The organism is Bradyrhizobium centrolobii, assembly GCF_001641635.1.
GTDB classification, from domain to species: domain Bacteria; phylum Pseudomonadota; class Alphaproteobacteria; order Rhizobiales; family Xanthobacteraceae; genus Bradyrhizobium; species Bradyrhizobium centrolobii.
Window position 1 is genome coordinate 16,660 of the sequence record NZ_LUUB01000045.1, and the last position, 19,587, is coordinate 36,246.

Below are 19,587 nucleotides of genomic sequence, written 5' to 3' on the forward strand. Positions count from 1 at the left end.
GCTTCTCTTCAGATCCCCTATAGCGGGAAGAAATTCTCTTCGGGCTCGGGTTCCAAGAATCTTATTCGCTAAAGTCCGAGCCGATTGGAACCGGTTCCAGCTCCGCCAGGGCTTGCTACGAATGAGGTTTCGGGCAAGGGATCAGCGCCCGTCCGACAAAATGTCGAAAACAACCCCATGCAAAGTAGCCGACGACGACGAGCGTAATCCCTTGCGCGTGCGGCGGGAGGACGATTCATCCTGATCTCATCACGCTTTAGTAGACGTCAGCCTGGAACCTGCCCTTCTTCTTGAGCTCAGCAACGAAACTCACGGCTTCATCGGTCGAGCGCGCGCCGAACTGGGCCACGATGTCGACGAGCGCACGCTCGACGTCTTTCGCCATGCGCTTGGCATCGCCGCAGATGTAGAGATGCGCGCCCTCGGCGAGCCATGTCCAGATCTCGCGGCCGAGCTCGCGCATGCGATCCTGCACGTAGAATTTCTTCTCGCCGTCGCGCGACCAGGCCAGCGACAGGCGGGTCAGAAGACCCGAGGTCTTCAACGCGTTGAGCTCATCCCTGTAGAAGAAATCGCAATCGCTGCGCTGATGGCCGAAGAACAGCCAGTTCTTGCCGGGCGCGCCGGTCGCCTTGCGGTCGAGCAGGAAAGCGCGGAACGGCGCGACGCCGGTGCCGGGGCCGATCATGATGACCGGTGTCTTCGGATCCTGCGGCAGGCCGAATCCGTGCGCCTTCTGCACGTAGACCTTGAGCTTCTCGCCTTCGTTGATGCGTTCGCCGAGGAACGTCGAGGCGACGCCGAGGCGCTTGCGCTTGCCGATGACGTAGCGGACGGAATCGACCGTCAGCGACAGCTTTCCGGGCGTCGCATTGTGCGACGACGAGATCGAATAGAGCCGCGGCTGCAGCGGCTCAAGCGCCTCGACGAAGGCTTCAGGATGCGGCCTCGTGCCGGAGAACTTCTGGAGCGCGGCCATCACGTCGAGGGTGGCGGCATCGCCATCGGGATCCTCGCCCTGCGCCAGTGCCCGCGCCTTCTCGCGCTGCGCGCCGCCGGTGATGAAGGAGATCAGTTCGAACAGCTTGTCGGGCGCCGGCGACAGCGAGACGTCCTCGATCAGCGCCTCGCGCAGCGTCTTGCCGTTCACCTTGGTGGTATGGGATGCGCCGAGCAACGCGATGATCTGATCAACTTGACCGACATCGTTGCGCGCGAACACGCCAAAACTGTCGCCGACGACATAGTCGAGCTTGCTCTCGGAGAGATCGAACTCGATGTGATAGGTCTCTTTCTCGGAGCCCTGCTTGTTGAGCAGGCGCCGCGACAGGAAGGTCGCCTCGGCCGGATTTTCGCGGGCGCGGCCGAGTTCGGCCTTCACTTCCGGCGCAGCCGGCGCGCTCGCAGCTGGAGCTGCCGCACCCGCGGCAGGCTTCGCCGCCGGTGCCTTGTCGAGCTCCTCGTAAAGCTGTTTCAGCATCCGCGCCGTCTCCTTGCCGCCGGGGGCGCAGAGGTTGAGGCGGGCTTCGCTCTTGTTGGCGATCGCATCCGAATAGTCGGCGCAGTTGTAGCCGCACTGCCCGCAATCCTGCTGCGCCATCGCCGCCATCATGCGGCGACGGAGCGGCCTGCCCTCCGCGAGCTTCATGCGATCGGCGATCACCATCGCCGGATCGTGCCAGGGCGCCTCGCCGTCATCGCCGTCGCCCTGCGGCGGCGCGAGCACGGCCCCGTTCTCTGCCGGCGACAGCGGCGTCGAGCCGTCGAGGCCGAACATGCCCACGAGAAATCCATTCAGCCACAGCCGCTGGCCTTCGCTGAAGGGCGCGTTGGGCGGGATGATCTCGAGTTTCGGTGGGACAGGCATCTGGGTCATGCTGTGACTTCCGCTCCGGCCAGTTTGCGCAGGGCTTCGCCGTCGTGGCGACGTGAGAAAGCGAGGAACGTCTCGTCGGGCGAGGTGCGATTGGCGAGATACGCTTTCAGCAGCCCCTCGACGCGTTTTGGCGCGTCCTCGGCTTTGACGTCGTGATAGACCTCCTGCCCGATATCGGCATCGGGGCCGAAGCCGCCACCGGTGAAGAGGTGATAGCCCTCGACCTGGTCCTCCTCCGTCGCACCCGGCACCTTGGCCGCGATCAGGCCGATGTCGGAGATGTAGTGCTGGGCGCAGGAGTGGTGGCAGCCGGTCAGATGGATGTTGAGCGGCGTGTCGAGGTTGATGCGCGCGTCGCACCAGTCGCCGATCGCAGCCGCGTGCCGCTTGGTGTCGGAGGCGGCGAACTTGCAGCCGGCATTGCCGGTGCAGGCGATCAGGCCGGCGCGGACGTTCGAGACTTGCGTGGCGAGGCCGAGCTTTTCGACGGCCGCCGTCACCAGCGCCACGTTCTCGTCGCGCACGCCCGAGATCAGGAAGTTCTGCCAGACGGTCAGGCGGATGTCGCCGTCGCCGAGGTCCTGGGCGATCCTGGCGATGCCGCGCATCTGCTCGCAGGTGAGCTTGCCGACCGGCAGCGCCACGCCGACCCAGTTGAGACCAGCCTGCTTCTGTTTGTGCACGCCGACATGGGCCATGCGATCGAAGCTTGGGCGCGGTGCAAACGCATCCGCCGGCACGCGCGCGAAGGGTTTCTTGAGCCGCTCCTCGACGAGCTTGAGGAACTGGTCGTGCCCCATGCTGTCCAGCACGTATTTCAGGCGCGCCTTGGTGCGGTTGGTGCGGTCACCATGCTCGATGAAGACGCGCACGATGGCATCAGCAACTGCGGTGGCGTCCTCGGGGCGAACGACGATGCCCGAATACTTGGCAAAGTCCTTGTGGCCGGTGATGCCACCGATGCCGAGCCGGAACCAGACGCCCGCGTCGACGCCAAAACCGTCCTTCACCTCGACCGCGGAGAACGCGATGTCGTTGGTTTCTTCCAGCACGGCGATGCGACCCGCGCCGTCGAAGGCGACATTGAACTTGCGCGGCAGGCCGTAGAGCGAGCGGTCGTTGAGGATGTGGTAGTGCCATTCGCGCGCGTAGGAGCGCGTGTCGAGCAGCTCCTGCGGATCGATGCCCGCCGTCGGCGTGCCCGTGACGTTGCGGATGTTGTCCGCACCGGACCCGCGCGAGCACAGGCCGATGTCCTGGATGCCCTCGATCAGCGCGACCGCGTTCTTCGGCTCGATCTCGCGGATCTGGAAGTTGGCGCGCGTCGTGACGTGGGTGTAGCCACCGCCATAAGCCTCGGCCAGATCGGCAAGGCCCGAGATCTGCCAGTGCTTCAGGATGCCATTGGGGATGCGCAGGCGCGCCATGTAGGAGGTCTGCGCCGGCGCCACCCAGAAGATGCCGTAATAGCGCCAGCGGAAATTGTCCGCCGGCGTCGGATTTGCGTTGTTGCGCGCCTGATCCTTCAGCCGTTCATAGCCGTCGAAGGGATGCAGCTCCCGCTTGAATTTCTCCTGGTCGGTGAGCTTCTTGCCCGCCGCAGTGAGCTTGTCCTGCGCCTTGATGGCGGCGGCATCGGGACCCGTCGGCTCCGACGGCGCGCTGCCTGCGTTGGCAGGCGCGCCGCCGGCGACAAACGCGCGCCCGACACGTCCGACCTGGAGGCCGGACATGAAGCCTTCGAGATAGCGCTTCTGCTCGTCGGAGAAGTCGGCCGTGGGTGCTGTGTCGAGTTTCATGGGCTGAATGGACCTACTCTGCTGCCTGGACCGCGACCTGCGCCACTTCGGCTGCCGGCTTTGCGGGCTTGTACGTTGCGTAGAGCGCAAGACCGGTGAAGACGAAGCCGCCGACGAGATTGCCGAGCGTCACGGGAATCTGATTCCAGAGCCACCAGTCCGAGAGGCTGACCTTGGCGCCGAGCAGCATGCCGGTCGGAATGACGAACATGTTGACGACGGCGTGCTCGAAGCCGAGCGCGAAGAACAGGAAGATCGGCAGCCACGTCGCCGCGATCTTACCGACCGTGGAGGTCGAGGTCATCGCCATGACCACGCCGAGGCAGACCAGCCAGTTGCAGAGGATGGCCTTCACGAAGACGGAGACCATGCCGGCGGTGCCGATCGCGGCATTGCCGATCGTCTTGGCTTCGGCGACAGCGACGATGCGCGCGGCGACGCCGGCCACTTCGACCTTGCCCATGTTGGTGAGCGAGATCGCGATCAGCACGCCGAAAGCGAGGCTGCCGAGCAGGTTGGCGACGAAGACCCAGGACCAGTTCGCGATCACGGCATTCCAGGTGGCTTTGCCCTCGAGCCGTGCGAGCGGCACGATGGCGAAACTCCCTGTGACGAGCTCGAGGCCGAGCAGGACGATCATCACGAGGCTGACGGGAAAGATCAGCGCGCCGACGAGGGGCTGGCCGGTCGTGAGGGCGCCGGTGAAGGCGAGCGTGGTGGCGGCTCCTAACAACGCCCCCGAGATCGCGCCACGGATCATGATGTCGCGCGGGGCGAGCGCCAGCTTCTTCAGGCTGGCATCGACCATCGAGGCCACGACGTCAGAGGGTTTTGCGTAATCCATATCGAAGCTCCAGCTGCCGCGCTTGCGGCCACAACGGGTTGAAACGACGTTGATCGCTGGGAGCACGATTGCAGGCACGCGCGGCCTAACCGGAACCCTGGGCGATCCGATCAGCCTCGTTGCTGCGGAAATCCATCATGGACTTGGGGCCGCCGGCGCCCACGCCGGGCGGCTTGCCTCCTCCTATTCAAGGAGTGTGCCAACGCAGCAAAAATCCAGAAATGGCTTGGAATCAGCTATTTAGATTTGTGTGCGGTGCATGAAGTGGACCAACATTCATGCTGCTTCGGGCAGCAATAGCCCAAAGATTAAGCTTCGAATCAATATGCCTAATTTTTAGGCAGACTTAGCGGGCGCGACGCGCGACGTCGAATGAAGCGAGATAGCCGGCGACATCCCGGGGGTCGAAGGCGGGTCCTGCAAACGCGCCGAACGACCCGCCCGGCGCGTCTGCGGTGCCCGCGCTCTGCCCCACGGCAGCGTCATAGAGATCCGGCCGGAACACACCCATCGCCGTGACGAGGGCCTCCGGGCTCAGCGCCGTCTGCCCCCAACGCACCATCTGAGCGTAGAGCCAGGCAGCCTGAGCCGGATCGGGCCGCCCTGCCCCTTCGCGTCCGACCAGCAGGTAGCGGCCGCTTTCGCGCATCGCACCGTCAGGCGAGATCTTCAGGCGCCCGTCGAGCGTGCGCTGAACCACTTCGGCATCGACGTCGATCCGCTCCGGCCGAGCGAGGATCCGCGCAGCCTCGATCCGGTTCTCCGGCTGCTCGATGAATGCGGCGCCCTTGACTGCGGCGCGCACAAGAGCGGCAACCGTTTCGGAATTCTTCTCGGCCCAGGTCTGGCGGACCGCCAGCACCTTCTCCGCGGCATGCACGAGGATGTCAGAGACGAAGTGCAGGATATGGCCGATGCCGAGATCGACGGCGACCGAATTCCAGGGCGCGCCGACGCAGAACGCATCGACATGACCATTGGCGAGGCTGTCGACCATGTAGGGCGGCGGCAGCACCACCAGGCGCACATCCTCGTCGGGATCGACGCCGGCCGCCGCCATCCAGAACCGGAGCTGGTAATTGTGGGTCGAGAACGGAAAGGTCATGCCGAAGGTCAGGGGCTCGGCGCCAGCCTTGCGACGCTTTGCGACCACCCGCGCCAGCGCCCTTGCGGTAGCAAGCGGATCGAAGCGGTCGCCGTCGATCTCCTCCATCAGCGCTGCATGGAGCGCCGGCGAGACCGTGATCGCGTTGCCGTTGATGCCGAGGTTGAAGGGCGCGGCGATCGGCACCTTGACGTGGCCGAGCCCGAGCGAGGACGCGATCGCAACCGGCGCCAAGAGATGCGCGACGTCGAACAGGCCGATATTCAGCTTGTCGCGGACGTTGGACCAGGAGACCTCGCGCACCAGCTCGACCTCGAGCCCTTCGACGGCGGTAAACCCCTTGTCGACGGCGACGATCAGCGCTGCGGCATCGACCAGCGGGATGAACCCTATGCGGAGCGGTCCAGTCATTTCAGCATCTCCGACGCGGTGATGATCGACTGGGCGATCTCGCCGATCTTCTTCTTCTCGCGCATGGCGGTGGAGCGCAGCAGCACATAGGCCTCGTCCTCGGTGAGGCCCTTGACCTTCATCAGGATTCCCTTGGCACGCTCGATGATCTTGCGGTCCTCGAGCTGCGACTTGGTGCGCTCCAGCTCCTCCTGGAGCTTGGCGAAGGCATTGAAGCGGGACACGCAGAGGTCGAGGATCGGCTTGATGCGCTCCTTCTTTAGTCCGTCGACGATGTAGGCGGACACCCCCGCCTCCACGGACGCCTGGATCGAGGCCGAATCGCTCTGGTCGACGAACATCGCGATCGGCCGCCGTACGGCACGGCTGACCTGGAACATCTGTTCCAGCACGTCGCGGCTCGGGTTCTCCAGGTCGATCAGGATGATGTCGGGATCGACGGCGTAGATGCGCGCGAGCAGGCTCTGCATCTCGCGGATATGGACGACCTCGGTGAAGCCCGCCTCCCGCAAGCCTTCCTCAAGGATCGCGGCCCGGATCGGGCTTTCGTCGACAATCACAATTTTCGGCGACTGTTCGGCGCTCATCGCTCAACTCACCACCCGGCGGACTGCATCCATAGCACGCCCGGGCGCCATGCAAAGGGTTGTAATTGTGGGAAATTAGGACTAGCCGCCGGCAGCCAATCAGGCAGATCAGGTATGGATCAGACGGCTGCGCCCAAGGTCAGCTTCGTGTCGCTCGGGTGGTCCTGAGACAACGAATGTAAACTTTCTGGGCCGCCCACCCCCAAGAAAGAAATGCCGCCCGAAGGCGGCTGTCGTCTAGACAATCAACTCGTCAATTAGGTCGTGTACGGATCAAGGCGAGATGTCGGCTTTCGGATGCGAAGCAGGATCAGAGCTACGTTCGTGGATCTCAATCGGAGAGCTTTCCTCTAATGTCACGCCAGTATTCCTCGGTGACTTCAGCATCGATTTCGACAGGTGCGGAGCTCTCAGCGTAGAGGCGATCTTTGCCATCTTTTCGCGGACCCGAAATCCAAAACCTTTCTCCAGTTTCAACGTCGAAGAAATTTGCCTTGAAGCCACTGCCTTTCAGGCTTTGGAAAGTGCGCCCTCCATAGTTGATGGATTTGCCGGTCTTCGAGAACGTGACGCGGCCGATCCGCGCCGGTCCATTCAGCGAAGAGGATTTATTCTCAATATACATGATGCGCGTTTTCGGCACCGATCTCCGCTCCGTCCTGCTGTACGCGCATAAACCGCGTCGCCTCAATCTAACAACTTTTAGGCGAACGTCTCTTTAACGGTCGTTAAAAGCTTGGCCAAAATCATCGCGGGAACATGCCCAGCGGTTGAATTTTGCTATGGGATCAATTAGTTGGATCGCATATCCAAACATTTCGGGTGCAGGCTCCAGGCGATTACATGAAAAGAGCGCCGACTATATCTTTCGCATCACTTGGCTGCTCCTGAGACAACGAATGTATATTTTTCGACCTGCGCTTCCAAAGAAAAAGCCGCCCAAGGCGGCTGTCATCTGGACTATCAACACGTCGAGTAAGGCGTGTAGGACGAACGGCCATATCGCAATAGTGGAAGCATCGATGTCGTCGCTTATTCCTTTTGCTTTAGCTGGGCTTCTTTGCGGACTTGTCCTGCTTTGTGCAGTGTATTGGCACTGGCGAGTTTATTCGATCTACAGATCGCTTGATGGTGTGAGAGAGAGGTTTTCTTACACCGAGTTTTCTTTTCAATTCGGACGTCCATGGTTCTCCAGGCAACTCGGCGGCCCAATGTTCAGGGACGGTCTGTCGCGGGAACAAGAGACGCAACTTGCAGCAGTGGTTCGAGAGCTGCGTCCTGCAATTGTGGTTTACCGCATTTGTGCCCTTGTCTTTTTTGTCTGCATTGTCGTTGGACTTTTATACGGAGTCATGAATCACGCGCGGAGCTGAACGCTGGCGTCGGAATGTCCGGTAATAGCCATCGCGCTGTCTGGTAGATTTCCGGCTCTTTCATACCCCTCCCTTGTTGATGAATTTCTGCGGCTCGATTTGGCCGAGTTCCGACCGTTCATGAACCTTACAGGTCCATAGGCACTGGTTGATTCACTTGCCCACTGCGTGCAGTACGATGCCATCGCCCTCAGTGCGCTAGTGGTTGAATTTTTCTATGGGATCAATTACTTGGATCGCATTCACGAATAATTCGGACGTAGGTTTCGGGCGAATACATGAAAAGAGCGCCGACTATTTCTTTCGCATCGCTTGGTTGCCCCTGAGACAACGAATGTATATTTCGCTGTGCATTCCCCAAAGAAAAAGCCGCCCGAAGGCGGCTGTCGTCTGGACTATCAACTTGTCATTTAGGGCGTGTGCTCATTAAGGCGAGATGTCGGCTTCCGGATGCGAAACAGAATTCATGTGCTGAATCCGAAGCCTTACCGGCCGCCACCCAAAGGCGACTATCCAGTAGCTGGCGCGTCGCGCGGGTGCTATCCACACTTAAACCGCAATGACCTAACCCAATTCTGGCGGGGCTTAATTTTGTGGAATTGATACGTTGAGAACCGCAATCACACTGCTGCTTGCAACTGTGCCTTTGTCGGCATCGGCGCAGACGACTCAAAATGAGCAACTGCGGCAAGTCATTTCCAATCTCAAAGCTTGTGTCAGAACGCATGCACCTGAGGCTCAGGTGGCTGGAGTTCAGGCAACCGACAACGCCGTCAACTTCTTCATCAAAGTGTGCAATCCTCCGTTGGCTGATCTTGATCCAACAAAAGTCGGCGCGATACCTCCGGGCATATTTCGGGTCACAATCAGTGAGGAGTGGGCCGCCTTCACAAAAGGGATGCGGTAGCCAGCCGCCTTCATGCGGCACTCCTCGCGGCGGACAGCCAGCACGCGGCGTGTCAGGTCGGTAATTTTCATGCCGCTACCTCATCGCCGAACTTGCTGGCGACGTCGGCGCGCATCGCCGCGACGAGCGGCGTGTCCGAGAAGTATTGAACGTCTGGCGTGCGCTCGACGCGTGCCGTCCAGTTGCGGATTGGATTGCCGTAGTTGGCCTGCGTACAGGGCCACAACAGGATGCGCTCGCGCTCGATGATCGGGCCGCCATGCTCCCACGACGTCGACGGCGTGAAGATCCGGTAGTCTTGGCGGAATGGATTGCGCGGCACCAGCCGGCAGACCGTGCGGCCACCTTCGAACGTGAACAACTCCACGCCCTTGAACGTCGGGTCGAGCGTCATCGTCGGGAACAGCTCGTGCGCCCACGCCCATACTTCGCCGGCGCGCGCTACCCAATAGTCGAGCTGCGCGCCTTGCAGCTTCGATACCTTCAGTCCGTCCATACCCCTCCTTGTTGATGAATTTCTGCGGCTCGATGGGGCCGAGTTCCGGCCGCTCATGAACCTTACAGGTCCCTAGGCATTGGTGGATTCCAATCTCCTATTACGTGTATTACGTTATCACAGCAACGCCTGCGCTAGTTATTGAATTTTTCTATGGGCACAACTAGTTAGATCGAATATCCCGCAAATTCAGACGTGATTCAGGGCCAATTACATGGACAGAGCGCCGCGCATTAGCTTCCACAGCCTCGGTTGTCCCAAAGCATTGGTGGATTCCGAGCGCATCATCACGCGGCTGCGCGCCGAGGGCTATGAGCTCGCCCGCAAGCATGACGGGGCCGACATCGTCATCGTCAACACCTGTGGTTTCCTCGACAGCGCCAAGCAGGAGTCGCTCTCGGCGATCGGCGAGGCCATGGCCGAGAACGGGAAGGTGATCGTGACCGGCTGCATGGGCGCGGAACCCGAGCAGATCGAGCAGGCCTATCCCGGCGTGCTCTCCATCACCGGCCCGCAGCAATACGAGTCCGTGCTCGATGCCGTGCACCGTGCGCTGCCGCCGGCGCACAATCCGCATCTCGACCTGGTGCCGCCGCAGGGCATCAAGCTGACGCCGCGCCACTACGCGTACCTGAAGATCTCCGAAGGCTGCAACAACCGCTGCACCTTCTGCATCATCCCGAAGCTGCGCGGCGACCTCGTCTCGCGCCCGGCCAATGACGTTCTGCGCGAGGCCGAGCGGCTGGTCGGCGCCGGCGTCAAGGAATTGCTGGTCATCTCGCAGGACACCTCGGCCTACGGCGTCGATCTGAAATATGCCGAGAGCCCGTGGAAGGATCGCGCGGTGCGCGCCAAATTCCTCGATCTCGCGCGCGAGCTCGGCGAGCTCGGGGCCTGGGTCCGGCTGCAATATGTCTACCCCTACCCGCATGTCGACGAGGTCATCGCGTTGATGACCGAGGGCAAGGTGCTGCCCTATCTCGACATCCCCTTCCAGCACGCAAGCCCGGAGGTGCTGAAGGCGATGAAGCGGCCGGCGGCGCAGGACAAGACGCTGGCGCGGATCAAGCGCTGGCGCGAGGAATGCTCCGATCTGGCTCTGCGCTCGACCTTCATCGTCGGCTTCCCCGGCGAGACCGATTCCGATTTCGCCTATCTGCTCGACTGGCTCGATGAAGCCGAGATCGACCGCGTCGGCTGCTTCAAATACGAGCCGGTCGCCGGCGCCACGTCGAATGCGCTTCCCGGCGCTGTGCCGGATGAGGTGAAGCAGGAACGCTACAACGCGCTGATGGCGCGGCAGCAGAAGATTTCCGCGCGCAGGCTCAAGCGCAAGGTCGGCACGCGCCAGCAGGTGATCATCGATGAGGTCGGCCCGACCGTTGCAAGGGGCCGCTCGAAGGCGGACGCGCCGGAGATCGACGGTGCCGTCTATCTCTCCAGCCGCCGCCCGTTGCGCGTCGGCGAGATCGTCACCGCCAAGATCGAGCGCGCGGACGAATACGATCTGCACGGCAGCGTCGCGGGATTCTGATCGCGCTCCGTCAGACCAGCCACTTCGGCACCCAGCGCTGCGGCCGTGGCGCCCGCGCAAGATCGGCCTTGGCTTCGGAGAGTTTTGCGGGCTCGCCGTCGATGGTCGGGCATGCGTCGTATTCAAAGCGCGGCATGACCCGGCCGTCGGCATAGAGTGCGAAATTCATCGCGTACCACAGCCCGAGCTCGGGCTGCGCGCGACGCATCTCCTCGCGCAGGTCGCGCAGCAGCGATTCGATCGAGGCGGCTTCCTCGAACGGCTGCGGTCCGCGCGTCAGGACGCGCGCCTGATATTGCGTGCCGACGATCGCGATCTCGAACCGCGTCGTGTCCCAGGGTTTCTTGCCCTTCGGCAGGTGGGCCGCAAGCCGCCAGCCGAGCTCGGCCATCAGCCGGTGATTGGCCCAGTAGTCCTCGCGATCCCGGCTCCATTTTTCGACGAAGCCGCGGAAGTCGGGCAGGTCTGACGGCGATTCCTCGGGTGCCGTCTTCGGCTCGGCCGTCGGGCGTCCGGCGAGCCACTGCGCAAGCTCGACCGTCTGACACTCGACCTCATCGTCCGGCAACAGATCGCTCCAGGCCTTGTCGAACTCCTGCGACGTCAGCTTCGCAAGCAGCCCGTCGAGGGTCGGCGCGAGCAGCTGGTAGTCGCCCTCCGATCCCAGCCCCACCATCGGCGGATCGTCCCGGTCGAGGCCGGCGCCATACCAGCCGCCGACGGCCGAGCCATCCGGCAGCCGCATGAACAGCGCGAACCGATCGCGCAACGGACTGCCGTCGAAGATCGGCGCCTGGTCGGAGAACTGGCCTTGCAGCGAGAAGCAGCCGACGCTGCCCCAGGGGCGCCCCCTGAGCCAGCCGGCAAAATCGAGCAGCAACGACGGCGCCTCGAGGCCCGGCGGAAACGCGCCGCGGATGCTGTCGAGGTCGATTGGATAAGGCGTATCTGACAAGGCTGAAAACTATCTGATTGATCCCGCCCCACTTGGTCTGATTCGCCAGGCGTTCGGTTCGAACCAATCCACTCCCGTTGATCACAAACGCGCTAGAGCCTCAATAGTTTCTGCGCGGCAATCAATGAAATACAATCCCAAGGCTGGTATACCTGTGCGCGATCGGCGCCCTATTGGCCCTGCTTGCCGTGCCCGCCACCGCGCAATCCCTGTCTTCCGCGCGCTGCGCGCTCGACAGCCGCGCCCTCACCTTCCTCAAGCTCGGCAATCTCGACGCCGCCATTGCGAATGACGATGCGCCATTGATGGCGAAGCCGCAACTCGATAGCGCGCTCTACGGCCGCGGACTTGCCAAGCGCAAGAAGCGTGATGCCGACGGCGCGGAGCGCGCCATCGCAGCCGCAAACACGATCAATGCCGGCATCGCTGATGCGTTCGACTATTACGACATTCAGTCATCTTCCACCGCAGCATCGTCGTTTCGCGCGCGGCGGCATGCTGCGATGCGTAACTATAGTGCATTCACGCATCAGTCACGGACTCGGCCTATGGCTGCCGCGCTTTGCAACGCGAGCGAGGATTGATGATGAGCCGTCTTTCGGACATGCTGCGCACGCAGCGCTTCGACGATTACCGCTACTATCACCAGAGCACCGTCAATCAGACGCTGCACCTGATCAGCGCCGTGATCTTCCTCGGCTGCTACGCGCTGCTGTTCAGGGATCCTGCGCTTGCTGGCCTCGTCGGCTGGCTCGCGATGCTGACGCGGCAGACCGGGCACTTCTTCTTCGAGCCCAACGGCTATGACGCCGTGAACGACGTCAGCAACGAATACAAGGAAGCGGTCAAGGTCGGCTACAACCAGACCCGCAAGATCATCCTGCTGATCGTGTGGGGCAGCACGCCACTTGTCCTGTACGCAGTCCCGACACTGTTCGGCCTGTTCGATCCACCCACTGGGCGGCTCGACTTCATCAACGATGTCGGCGCGGTGTGGCTCGCAATCGGCATCGGCGGCGGCATCATTCGCATGATCCAGCTCTTCATGACGCGCGACGTCACGACCGGATTGGTTTGGGTCTTCAAGGTGCTGACCGATCCTTTCCATAACATCGCGCTGTACTGGAAATCGCCGCTCAAGCTCTTGCGCGGCGAGCTCATCGACACCGCGATCGCGGAGGCGGATTGGGGTGACGAGGATGCCGAGGAAGCCGCGCATCTGACCTGACCGATACACGCGAGGCGGGTGTCTTGCAGAACGCCCGCTTGACAACCCCTGCCATTCGGCTGTATGGCCGCGCCCCATGATCAACTCTCGGACCAACCGCCGCGCAGCTTTCCGTCGTCGTACCCGCGACGATGATGGGTTGCGCCATGTCCGACGACGCCGCTGAAGCACTGAATTCAGCAAAGTTTTCGAGAAGGCCGCACCCGCAAAGTGCGGCCTTTCTGCTTTTCGCGCGCCTTTTTCACCCGCCTCCAGAGGAGTTCGACATGACCGACGCCACCCATCCGTATGACGCGCTGATGGACATCACCGCACGGCCCAAGGCCGTGTTCGTCCGCGGCGCGGGCTCCTACCTCTGGGACGACAGCCGCAAGCGCTATCTCGATTTCGTGCAGGGCTGGGCCGTCAATTGCCTCGGCCACTCGCCGCCGGCGATCGCCGATGCGCTCGCCGCGCAGGCCAAGCGCCTGCTGACGCCGAGCCCGGCATTCTACAACGAGCCAAGTCTCAAGCTCGCGCGGGCGCTCGTCGAAAGCAGCGCCTTCGATCAGGTGTTCTTCGCCAATTCCGGCGCGGAGGCCAATGAGGGCGCGATCAAGCTCGCACGCAAATATGGCAGCCTGCACAAGAGCGGCGCGTTCGAGATCATCAGCTTCGAAGGCGGCTTCCACGGCCGCACGCTGGCGACGATGTCGGCGTCGGGCAAAAAAGCCTTCGAGCCGCTGTTCGAGCCGAAGGTTGCCGGATTCAAGAAGGTGAAGCTCAACGACATCGCCTCCGTCGAAGCGCTGATCAACGACAACACCGTCGCCGTGATGCTCGAGCCGATCCAGGGCGAGTCCGGCGTGTGGCCGGCGACCGATCAGTTTTTGCAGGAGCTACGCACGCTCACTGCTGCGCATGGCTTGTTGCTGATCTTCGACGAGATCCAGACCGGCATGGGCCGGACCGGAAAGCTCTTCCACTACGAGCACACCGGGATCGCGCCTGATATCATGACACTCGGCAAGGGCATCGGCGGCGGCGTGCCGCTCGCGGCGCTGCTCGCGACCGAGCGCGCGTCCTGCTTCGAGCATGGCGACCAGGGCGGCACGTTCAACGGCAATCCGATCATGTGTGCAGCGGGCCTCGCCGTGCTGGAGCAGGTCGGCAAGCCGGACTTCCTGAAGTCGGTCGCTGAGACCGGGCTCCTGCTCGAGAGCGAGCTACAGAAGGTCTCGGCGCGGCACGGCCTCGGGGGCGTGCGCGGCCGCGGTCTGTTGCTGGCGCTCGATCTCAAGCTGCCGATCGCACCCGCGATCGTCGCGCAGGCGTTCGAGGCCGGCGTGCTCCTGAACGCGCCGCAGGTCGACACGCTGCGCTTCATGCCCGCGCTGAACGTCACGCGGCAGGCGATCGCCGAGATGATCGACTGCCTGGACGGGATTTTGACCAAGGCCGGTGCGGCACGGCGGGTGGCGTAGCCGCACACACTCACGTCATTCCGGGGCGGTCCGCAAGGACCGAACCCGGAATCTCGAGATTCTCAGGTGCGCAATTGCGCACCATAGTTCGATGCTTCGCATCGCCCCGGAATGACGGTCAACTACGGCTTCAATATCGACGCACCCGTCGTGGCGCGGCTTTCGAGATCGATATGCGCCTTGGCCGCGTCCTTCAGCGCGTAGGCGTGGTTGATCGGCACGTGCAGCTTGCCGCTGATGACGGCGGCAAACAGCGTGTCGGCGCCTTCCAGCAGCTCCGAACGCTTGCCGATGTAGTCGTTGAGCTTCGGCCGGGTCGCAAACAGCGAGCCGTGATTGTTGAGCTCGGCGATCGCGAATGGCGGCACCGGACCTGAGGCATTGCCGAACGAGACGAACATGCCGCGCGGCTTCAAGCAGGACAGCGAGCCGGGGAATGTCGCCTTGCCGACGCCGTCATAGACGACGTCGCAGCCCTCGTTGCGGCTGATCTGCTTCACGCGCGCGACAAAATCCTCCTCATTGTAGAGGATGACGTGGTCACAGCCGTTGGCCTCCGCGAGCTCGGCCTTGGCACGCGAGCCGACCGTGCCGATCACATGCGCTCCCATCGCTCTCGCCCATTGGCATGCTAGCAGACCGATGCCGCCGGCGGCGGCGTGGACCAGAACGCGATGATGCGGCTCGACCTTGAAGGTCTTGTGCAGGAGGTACCAGACCGTCAACCCCTTCAGCATCAGCACGGCGCCCTGCTCGAAGGTGATGTGGTCGGGCAGCTTGACCAGCCGCTCCCAGGGGAGGTTGCGCTCGCCGGTGTAGGCGCCGAGATTATGGTAGTAGGCGACACGGTCGCCGGGGTGGAAGTGCGTCACGCCGGGCCCGATCGCGACGACCTCGCCCGCGGCCTCGTTGCCGGCGATGAACGGAAGCCCCGGCGCCTTGTAGAGCCCGGTGCGATAATGGACGTCGATGAAGTTCAGCCCGACCGCGTGCTGGCGGATGCGCACCTCACCGGGGCCCGGCGCCGGCACCTCGACGCTCTCATAGACCAGGGCTTCGGGACCTCCGACCTTGTGCACCCGGACGGCTTTGGTCATCGCTTGGCCTCCCTCGGTCCCGCCCCGCTTCGCAAGCGAAAGGCATCGCGTCCGCCTTGTCAACTCAACGCTGGATAGAACGACTAAAGCGGCGAACGGCGAGCCATTTTGCGGTTGCGCTTTGCCAGCACATTGAAGAACTCGACCGCCGCCGAGAACGCAATTGCAAAATAGATGTAGCCGCGCGGAATGTGAAACTTGAATCCATCCGCAACCAGCGCGACGCCGATCAGCACCAGGAACGCCAGCGCCAGCATCTTGGTGGTCGGATGCTCCGCGACAAATCGCGCCACCGGCCCCGACGAGAGATACATGATCAGGCAGGCGATCACGACGGCCGCGATCATGATCTCGATGTCCTGCGCCATGCCGATCGCGGTGATGATGGAGTCCAGCGAGAACACGATGTCGATGACGACGATTTGGGCGATCACCCAGAGGAACGCGCTGCGGCCGGAAGAGCCCTCGCCCTCCTCGTCATCGGCATCGACCTCGGCATGGATCTCGTGGGTCGCTTTTGCGATCAGGAACAGGCCGCCACCGATCAGGATGATGTCACGCCAGGAGAAGTCGTAGCCCTTGAACGCAAGGACCGGCGCGGTCAGGCCGATCAGCCAGACCAGCACGCTGAGCAGGATGATGCGGAACACCAGCGCCAGCGCCAGCCCGATCTGGCGGGCGCGATGCGCCTGCTTCTGCGGGATGCGCGAGACGATCACCGACAGGAAGATGACGTTGTCGATGCCGAGCACGATCTCGAGCGAGGTCAGGGTCAAGAGCGCGGCCCAGGCCTCGGGGCTGGTCAACAGATGCATCATGCGAAGGATTTTACGAGCCGGATCAGTGCGTCGCTGAAGGCGATCCAGAGCGCGATCGCACACAGCGAGACGGTCACGACGGGGCCGACGCGGAAATCCATCTCCAGCGTATAAAGCCCGAGCAGCGCCCAGATCACGATCAGCGACATCGTCAGCCAGCGCAGCCGCTTGACGCGGACCGGATGCAGCACGTGGAAGGGAATGAACGTCAGCACGACCAGCGCCGCGACCAGCAGCGTCGACAGAACCGGCGGCCAATGCAGCAGGAACAGGTAGAATGCCGCCGCGTTCCACAGCGCCGGGAAGCCGCGAAAATGATTGTCATCGGCCTTCATGCGCAGATCGGCAAAATAAAGCGCGCTGGTGACGATGATCGCGATCCCCAGCAGCGGAGCAGCGACCGGCAGCAGCAGGCCGCTGGCGACGATCGCGTAGGCCGGCACGAAGACATAAGTGACGAAGTCGACAACGAGATCGAGCACGTCGCCCGACCAGTTCGGCTGCACATGCTTGACGTCCAGCCTGCGCGCGATCGGGCCGTCGATCGCATCGACGATCAGCGCGGCGCCCAGCCACTGAAACATCGCCGCCCAGTGCTCGCGCACGGCCTCCAGCATCGCGAGCAGCGCGAGCGCGGCGCCGCAAGCGGTGAAGATGTGGACCGAGAAGGCCGCGGCGCGGATCGCGGGCGTGGGCTTCAAGGAATCCTCTTGGCTGTCCATGGCTTCTGCTATCAGAATGAGACCGGTTTGCACATCCGCCATCGCGGCGTTCGGCCGCGCAATTCGTCACAAAATCAGGGAAAATCTGCGGGCTTGAATTTGCCGCGGGGCGTGTCATTTGTCCTTCATGACAGATGCATCTGTATCTTTTGACGCAGCCGTCATCGGCGGCGGACCGGCCGGACTGGCGGCGGCGATCGCGCTGGCCGGGGCCGGTGTACGCACCGCGCTGGTGGCGCGGCGTATGCCCTATGCCGACAACCGCACGACCGCGCTGCTCGGCGCCTCCGTCGATCTCCTGGAGGGTCTCGGCGTCTGGTCCCGCTGCAAGGACAAGGCGGCGGCGCTCGAGGTCATGCGTCTCGTCGATGATACCGGCCGCCTGATCCGCGCGCCGGAGGTACGGTTCTCCTGTCACGAGATCGACCTGGAGGCCTTCGGCTACAACATCGACAACCGTTCGCTGATGCTGACGCTGGAAGAACGAGCGGCCGAATTGCCCGAGCTCGTCCGTTTCGACGACGACGCCGAAAGCGTGGTCATCGGGGCCGACGACGTCGCGGTTCGCACGGCGTCCGGACGGTTCTTGACGGCACGGCTCGTGGTGGGCGCCGACGGCCGGCATTCGCTATGCCGGGAGGCAGCCGGCATTGCCGTCGACCGCCGCGACCTGACGCAGTCCGCGCTGACCTTCAACGTCGCCCACGCGCGGCCGCACCGGAATGTCTCGACCGAGTTCCACACGCCGCATGGACCTTGCGTGTTCGTGCCCCTGCCCGGCAACCGGTCCAGCATCGTCTGGGTCGCGGCCCCCAGTGAAGCCGAGCGGCTTCGCGCCCTGACCGACGAGGAGCTGTCTGCCGCGATCGAGAAACAGTCGCATTCCATACTGGGACGCATGACGGTCGAGCCCGGCCGCAACCTGTTCCCGCTGGCGATCGAGCGGCCGCAATCCTTCGCCCGCGACCGCATCGCGCTGGTCGGTGAGGCCGCCCATGTGGTTCCCCCGATCGGCGCTCAGGGCCTCAATCTCGGCCTCCGCGACGCCGCCGACATCGCCAAGATCGCAAGCGAGGCGATCGCCGCCGGCCGCGATCCCGGTGCGCCTGAGGTGCTCGGGCGCTACGACTGGGCGCGGCGTCCGGACATCCTGAGCCGGACCTTCATGATCGACATCGCGAACCGCTCTCTGCTCAACGATTTCCTGCTGCTCCAGCCGGTCCGCGCCGTGGGCATGCACCTGCTGGGCGCCATCGGCCCGCTGCGGCGCTTCGCCATGCGCGAGGGGCTGACACCGACGTGGCGGCGGTAATTCGGCAGCGCTAGCGGCCGCTCAGGGAAACGCCAGCCGCCCGGTCTGGATGAACCACATGACGCTGGTCAGCGTGACCACGGATGCGAAGGTCCCGAGCAGCACCGCGACGGATGCGGATTCGATCCAGGCATCGTTCTGGCGCGCGATGACGAACACATTCAGCGCCGGCGGCAGCGAGGCCATCAGCACGGCAGTCGCGGCCCAGGGCTGCGCGAACGGGCCGAATGCCAGCATCAGCGCGAACGACGCGAGCGGATGAATCAGGAGCTTCACCGCAATCATGCCCGGCACCTCCCAGGGCACGCGATCGAACGGGCGGAGCGCCACCGTCACGCCGAGCACGAACAGCGCGGTCGGGGCCGCGGCGTTCTGGAGGAAGGTGATGGTGCGATCGAGCGCGACCGGCAGCTCGATATGGAGCGCCGCGACAGCCGCGCCGAAGCAGGCTGACATGATCAGCGGGTTGAGCACGATCTGCTTCAGGACGACGCCGAAGGCGTGCACGAGCGAGGGATGGTCGCGGTCGGAGAGCTCGATCAGGAGCGGCACGATCGTGAACAGGAAGATGCTGTCGCAGCAGAAGATCAGCGCGGTCGGCGCCGCCGCCCTCGACCCGAGCACGGCCAGCGCCAGCCCCGGCCCCATATAACCGATATTGCCATAGCCGCCGGAGAGTCCGGCAAGCGTCGCCTCGCGCAGCGACAGCCGTCCGAGGACCTTTCCGACGACGAGTGCAATTGTAAACGCTGCAACCGTCGACAGCGTGGTCGCAACCAGGAACGGCGGGTTGTTCAGCTCCGAAAACGGCGTCTTCGACATGATCGCAAAGAGCAGCGCCGGCAGCGACACGTAGAGCAGGAAGAAGTTCATCCAGGCCAGGCCCGATTCCGGCAGGGACTTGGACTTGCCACAGGCGAAGCCGACGAAGATCAGGCCAAAATAAGGTAAGGCCAGATTGAGGATATCGACCATTGATGAAGTGTTTTCTGAAGGCTTGGGGGCTATCCGCCCCCCAACGGCGGGTTAATTCGGAATCAGGCACTAGCATCGGCCACAA

The 19,587-nt window shown here is 63.2% G+C and carries 18 protein-coding genes; 5 read left to right on the forward strand and 13 right to left on the reverse strand.

Annotated features, from left to right (window positions below; genetic code table 11):
* Positions 1 to 256: 256 nt before the first annotated feature.
* The 8 genes from AYJ54_RS12175 to AYJ54_RS12205 all read right to left on the reverse strand — a co-directional run bounded on the left by AYJ54_RS12175 (position 257) and on the right by AYJ54_RS12205 (position 9,398).
* Positions 257 to 1,876, reverse strand: coding sequence for a sulfite reductase subunit alpha (locus tag AYJ54_RS12175; protein ID WP_063699148.1), 1,620 nt, complete (start codon positions 1,874 to 1,876; stop codon positions 257 to 259).
* Positions 1,873 to 3,675: a NirA family protein gene (locus tag AYJ54_RS12180; protein WP_063699149.1), complete on the reverse strand. Its 1,803-nt coding sequence runs from the start codon at positions 3,673 to 3,675 to the stop codon at positions 1,873 to 1,875. The genes AYJ54_RS12175 and AYJ54_RS12180 overlap by 4 nt, the downstream gene beginning before the upstream one ends.
* 13 nt (positions 3,676 to 3,688) lie before the next feature.
* Positions 3,689 to 4,519, reverse strand: coding sequence for a formate/nitrite transporter family protein (locus AYJ54_RS12185; RefSeq protein WP_063699150.1), 831 nt, complete (start codon positions 4,517 to 4,519; stop codon positions 3,689 to 3,691).
* Between the two features lie 346 nt (positions 4,520 to 4,865).
* Positions 4,866 to 6,035: a CmpA/NrtA family ABC transporter substrate-binding protein gene (locus tag AYJ54_RS12190; protein WP_063699151.1), complete on the reverse strand. Its 1,170-nt coding sequence runs from the start codon at positions 6,033 to 6,035 to the stop codon at positions 4,866 to 4,868.
* Positions 6,032 to 6,622 carry an ANTAR domain-containing response regulator gene (locus tag AYJ54_RS12195; RefSeq protein ID WP_063699152.1) on the reverse strand — a complete coding sequence of 197 codons (591 nt, stop codon included), beginning with the start codon at positions 6,620 to 6,622 and terminating at the stop codon, positions 6,032 to 6,034. The genes AYJ54_RS12190 and AYJ54_RS12195 overlap by 4 nt, the downstream gene beginning before the upstream one ends.
* A 331-nt stretch (positions 6,623 to 6,953) precedes the next feature.
* Positions 6,954 to 7,265: a 1-deoxy-D-xylulose-5-phosphate synthase gene (locus AYJ54_RS12200; protein WP_201724177.1), complete on the reverse strand. Its 312-nt coding sequence runs from the start codon at positions 7,263 to 7,265 to the stop codon at positions 6,954 to 6,956.
* A 1,483-nt stretch (positions 7,266 to 8,748) separates the two neighbouring features.
* Complete coding sequence (locus tag AYJ54_RS49240; protein WP_136623640.1) at positions 8,749 to 8,973, reverse strand: hypothetical protein; 225 nt, start codon at positions 8,971 to 8,973, stop codon at positions 8,749 to 8,751.
* Positions 8,970 to 9,398: a phage protein NinX family protein gene (locus AYJ54_RS12205; protein WP_063699153.1), complete on the reverse strand. Its 429-nt coding sequence runs from the start codon at positions 9,396 to 9,398 to the stop codon at positions 8,970 to 8,972. Before AYJ54_RS12205 ends, AYJ54_RS49240 begins: the two co-directional genes overlap by 4 nt.
* Before the next feature lie 214 nt (positions 9,399 to 9,612).
* Between AYJ54_RS12205 and rimO the strand changes: the two genes are divergently transcribed.
* A complete protein-coding gene (rimO, locus tag AYJ54_RS12210; protein WP_063699154.1) occupies positions 9,613 to 10,932 on the forward strand; it encodes a 30S ribosomal protein S12 methylthiotransferase RimO in 1,320 nt (439 codons plus the stop codon).
* A gap of 10 nt (positions 10,933 to 10,942) precedes the next feature.
* Here rimO and AYJ54_RS12215 read toward each other — a convergent pair whose 3' ends face one another.
* Complete coding sequence (locus AYJ54_RS12215) at positions 10,943 to 11,887, reverse strand: hypothetical protein (protein WP_063699155.1); 945 nt, start codon at positions 11,885 to 11,887, stop codon at positions 10,943 to 10,945.
* Between the two features lie 173 nt (positions 11,888 to 12,060).
* On the opposite strand from AYJ54_RS12215, the gene AYJ54_RS52255 reads away from it, so the two are divergent.
* The 3 genes from AYJ54_RS52255 to AYJ54_RS12230 all read left to right on the forward strand — a co-directional run bounded on the left by AYJ54_RS52255 (position 12,061) and on the right by AYJ54_RS12230 (position 14,578).
* A complete protein-coding gene (locus AYJ54_RS52255; protein ID WP_063699156.1) occupies positions 12,061 to 12,471 on the forward strand; it encodes a hypothetical protein in 411 nt (136 codons plus the stop codon).
* Positions 12,472 to 12,473: 2 nt separating this feature from the next.
* Positions 12,474 to 13,115 carry a hypothetical protein gene (locus tag AYJ54_RS12225; protein WP_063699157.1) on the forward strand — a complete coding sequence of 214 codons (642 nt, stop codon included), beginning with the start codon at positions 12,474 to 12,476 and terminating at the stop codon, positions 13,113 to 13,115.
* A 266-nt stretch (positions 13,116 to 13,381) separates the two neighbouring features.
* The gene (locus AYJ54_RS12230) at positions 13,382 to 14,578 is read left to right on the forward strand and encodes an acetylornithine transaminase (protein ID WP_063699266.1); all 1,197 of its coding nucleotides are present in this window, start codon (positions 13,382 to 13,384) and stop codon (positions 14,576 to 14,578) included.
* Positions 14,579 to 14,700: 122 nt separating this feature from the next.
* On the opposite strand, the gene AYJ54_RS12235 is transcribed toward AYJ54_RS12230, so the two are convergent.
* The 3 genes from AYJ54_RS12235 to pcsA form a co-directional block, all read right to left on the reverse strand.
* On the reverse strand, positions 14,701 to 15,675 hold the full coding sequence (locus tag AYJ54_RS12235; RefSeq protein ID WP_063699158.1) for a quinone oxidoreductase family protein: 975 nt from the start codon (positions 15,673 to 15,675) through the stop codon (positions 14,701 to 14,703).
* A gap of 83 nt (positions 15,676 to 15,758) precedes the next feature.
* Positions 15,759 to 16,493: a TerC family protein gene (locus AYJ54_RS12240; protein ID WP_063699159.1), complete on the reverse strand. Its 735-nt coding sequence runs from the start codon at positions 16,491 to 16,493 to the stop codon at positions 15,759 to 15,761.
* Positions 16,490 to 17,257: a phosphatidylcholine synthase gene (gene pcsA / locus AYJ54_RS12245; protein ID WP_063699160.1), complete on the reverse strand. Its 768-nt coding sequence runs from the start codon at positions 17,255 to 17,257 to the stop codon at positions 16,490 to 16,492. The genes AYJ54_RS12240 and pcsA overlap by 4 nt, the downstream gene beginning before the upstream one ends.
* Before the next feature lie 85 nt (positions 17,258 to 17,342).
* On the opposite strand from pcsA, the gene AYJ54_RS12250 reads away from it, so the two are divergent.
* Positions 17,343 to 18,527 carry a UbiH/UbiF family hydroxylase gene (locus tag AYJ54_RS12250; RefSeq protein ID WP_063699161.1) on the forward strand — a complete coding sequence of 395 codons (1,185 nt, stop codon included), beginning with the start codon at positions 17,343 to 17,345 and terminating at the stop codon, positions 18,525 to 18,527.
* Between the two features lie 21 nt (positions 18,528 to 18,548).
* On the opposite strand, the gene AYJ54_RS12255 is transcribed toward AYJ54_RS12250, so the two are convergent.
* Positions 18,549 to 19,502 (reverse strand): AEC family transporter, encoded by a 954-nt coding sequence (locus tag AYJ54_RS12255; protein ID WP_063699162.1) that lies wholly within the window; start codon positions 19,500 to 19,502, stop codon positions 18,549 to 18,551.
* Between the last annotated feature and the right edge of the window lie 85 nt (positions 19,503 to 19,587).

Excerpts from the sequence above, each read along its gene's own strand:
- AYJ54_RS12195 (WP_063699152.1), bottom strand. The coding sequence starts at position 6,622 with ATGAGCGCCGAACAGTCGCCGAAAATTGTGATTGTCGACGAAAGCCCG.
- AYJ54_RS12175 (WP_063699148.1), bottom strand. The coding sequence starts at position 1,876 with ATGACCCAGATGCCTGTCCCACCGAAACTCGAGATCATCCCGCCCAAC.
- AYJ54_RS12250 (WP_063699161.1), top strand. The coding sequence starts at position 17,343 with ATGACAGATGCATCTGTATCTTTTGACGCAGCCGTCATCGGCGGCGGA.
- AYJ54_RS12240 (WP_063699159.1), bottom strand. The coding sequence starts at position 16,493 with ATGATGCATCTGTTGACCAGCCCCGAGGCCTGGGCCGCGCTCTTGACC.
- AYJ54_RS12225 (WP_063699157.1), top strand. The coding sequence starts at position 12,474 with ATGAGCCGTCTTTCGGACATGCTGCGCACGCAGCGCTTCGACGATTAC.
- AYJ54_RS12185 (WP_063699150.1), bottom strand. The coding sequence starts at position 4,519 with ATGGATTACGCAAAACCCTCTGACGTCGTGGCCTCGATGGTCGATGCC.
- AYJ54_RS12255 (WP_063699162.1), bottom strand. The coding sequence starts at position 19,502 with ATGGTCGATATCCTCAATCTGGCCTTACCTTATTTTGGCCTGATCTTC.
- AYJ54_RS12190 (WP_063699151.1), bottom strand. The coding sequence starts at position 6,035 with ATGACTGGACCGCTCCGCATAGGGTTCATCCCGCTGGTCGATGCCGCA.
- pcsA (WP_063699160.1), bottom strand. The coding sequence starts at position 17,257 with ATGGCGGATGTGCAAACCGGTCTCATTCTGATAGCAGAAGCCATGGAC.
- AYJ54_RS49240 (WP_136623640.1), bottom strand. The coding sequence starts at position 8,973 with ATGAAAATTACCGACCTGACACGCCGCGTGCTGGCTGTCCGCCGCGAG.
- AYJ54_RS12230 (WP_063699266.1), top strand. The coding sequence starts at position 13,382 with ATGACCGACGCCACCCATCCGTATGACGCGCTGATGGACATCACCGCA.
- AYJ54_RS12180 (WP_063699149.1), bottom strand. The coding sequence starts at position 3,675 with ATGAAACTCGACACAGCACCCACGGCCGACTTCTCCGACGAGCAGAAG.
- AYJ54_RS12205 (WP_063699153.1), bottom strand. The coding sequence starts at position 9,398 with ATGGACGGACTGAAGGTATCGAAGCTGCAAGGCGCGCAGCTCGACTAT.
- rimO (WP_063699154.1), top strand. The coding sequence starts at position 9,613 with ATGGACAGAGCGCCGCGCATTAGCTTCCACAGCCTCGGTTGTCCCAAA.
- AYJ54_RS12235 (WP_063699158.1), bottom strand. The coding sequence starts at position 15,675 with ATGACCAAAGCCGTCCGGGTGCACAAGGTCGGAGGTCCCGAAGCCCTG.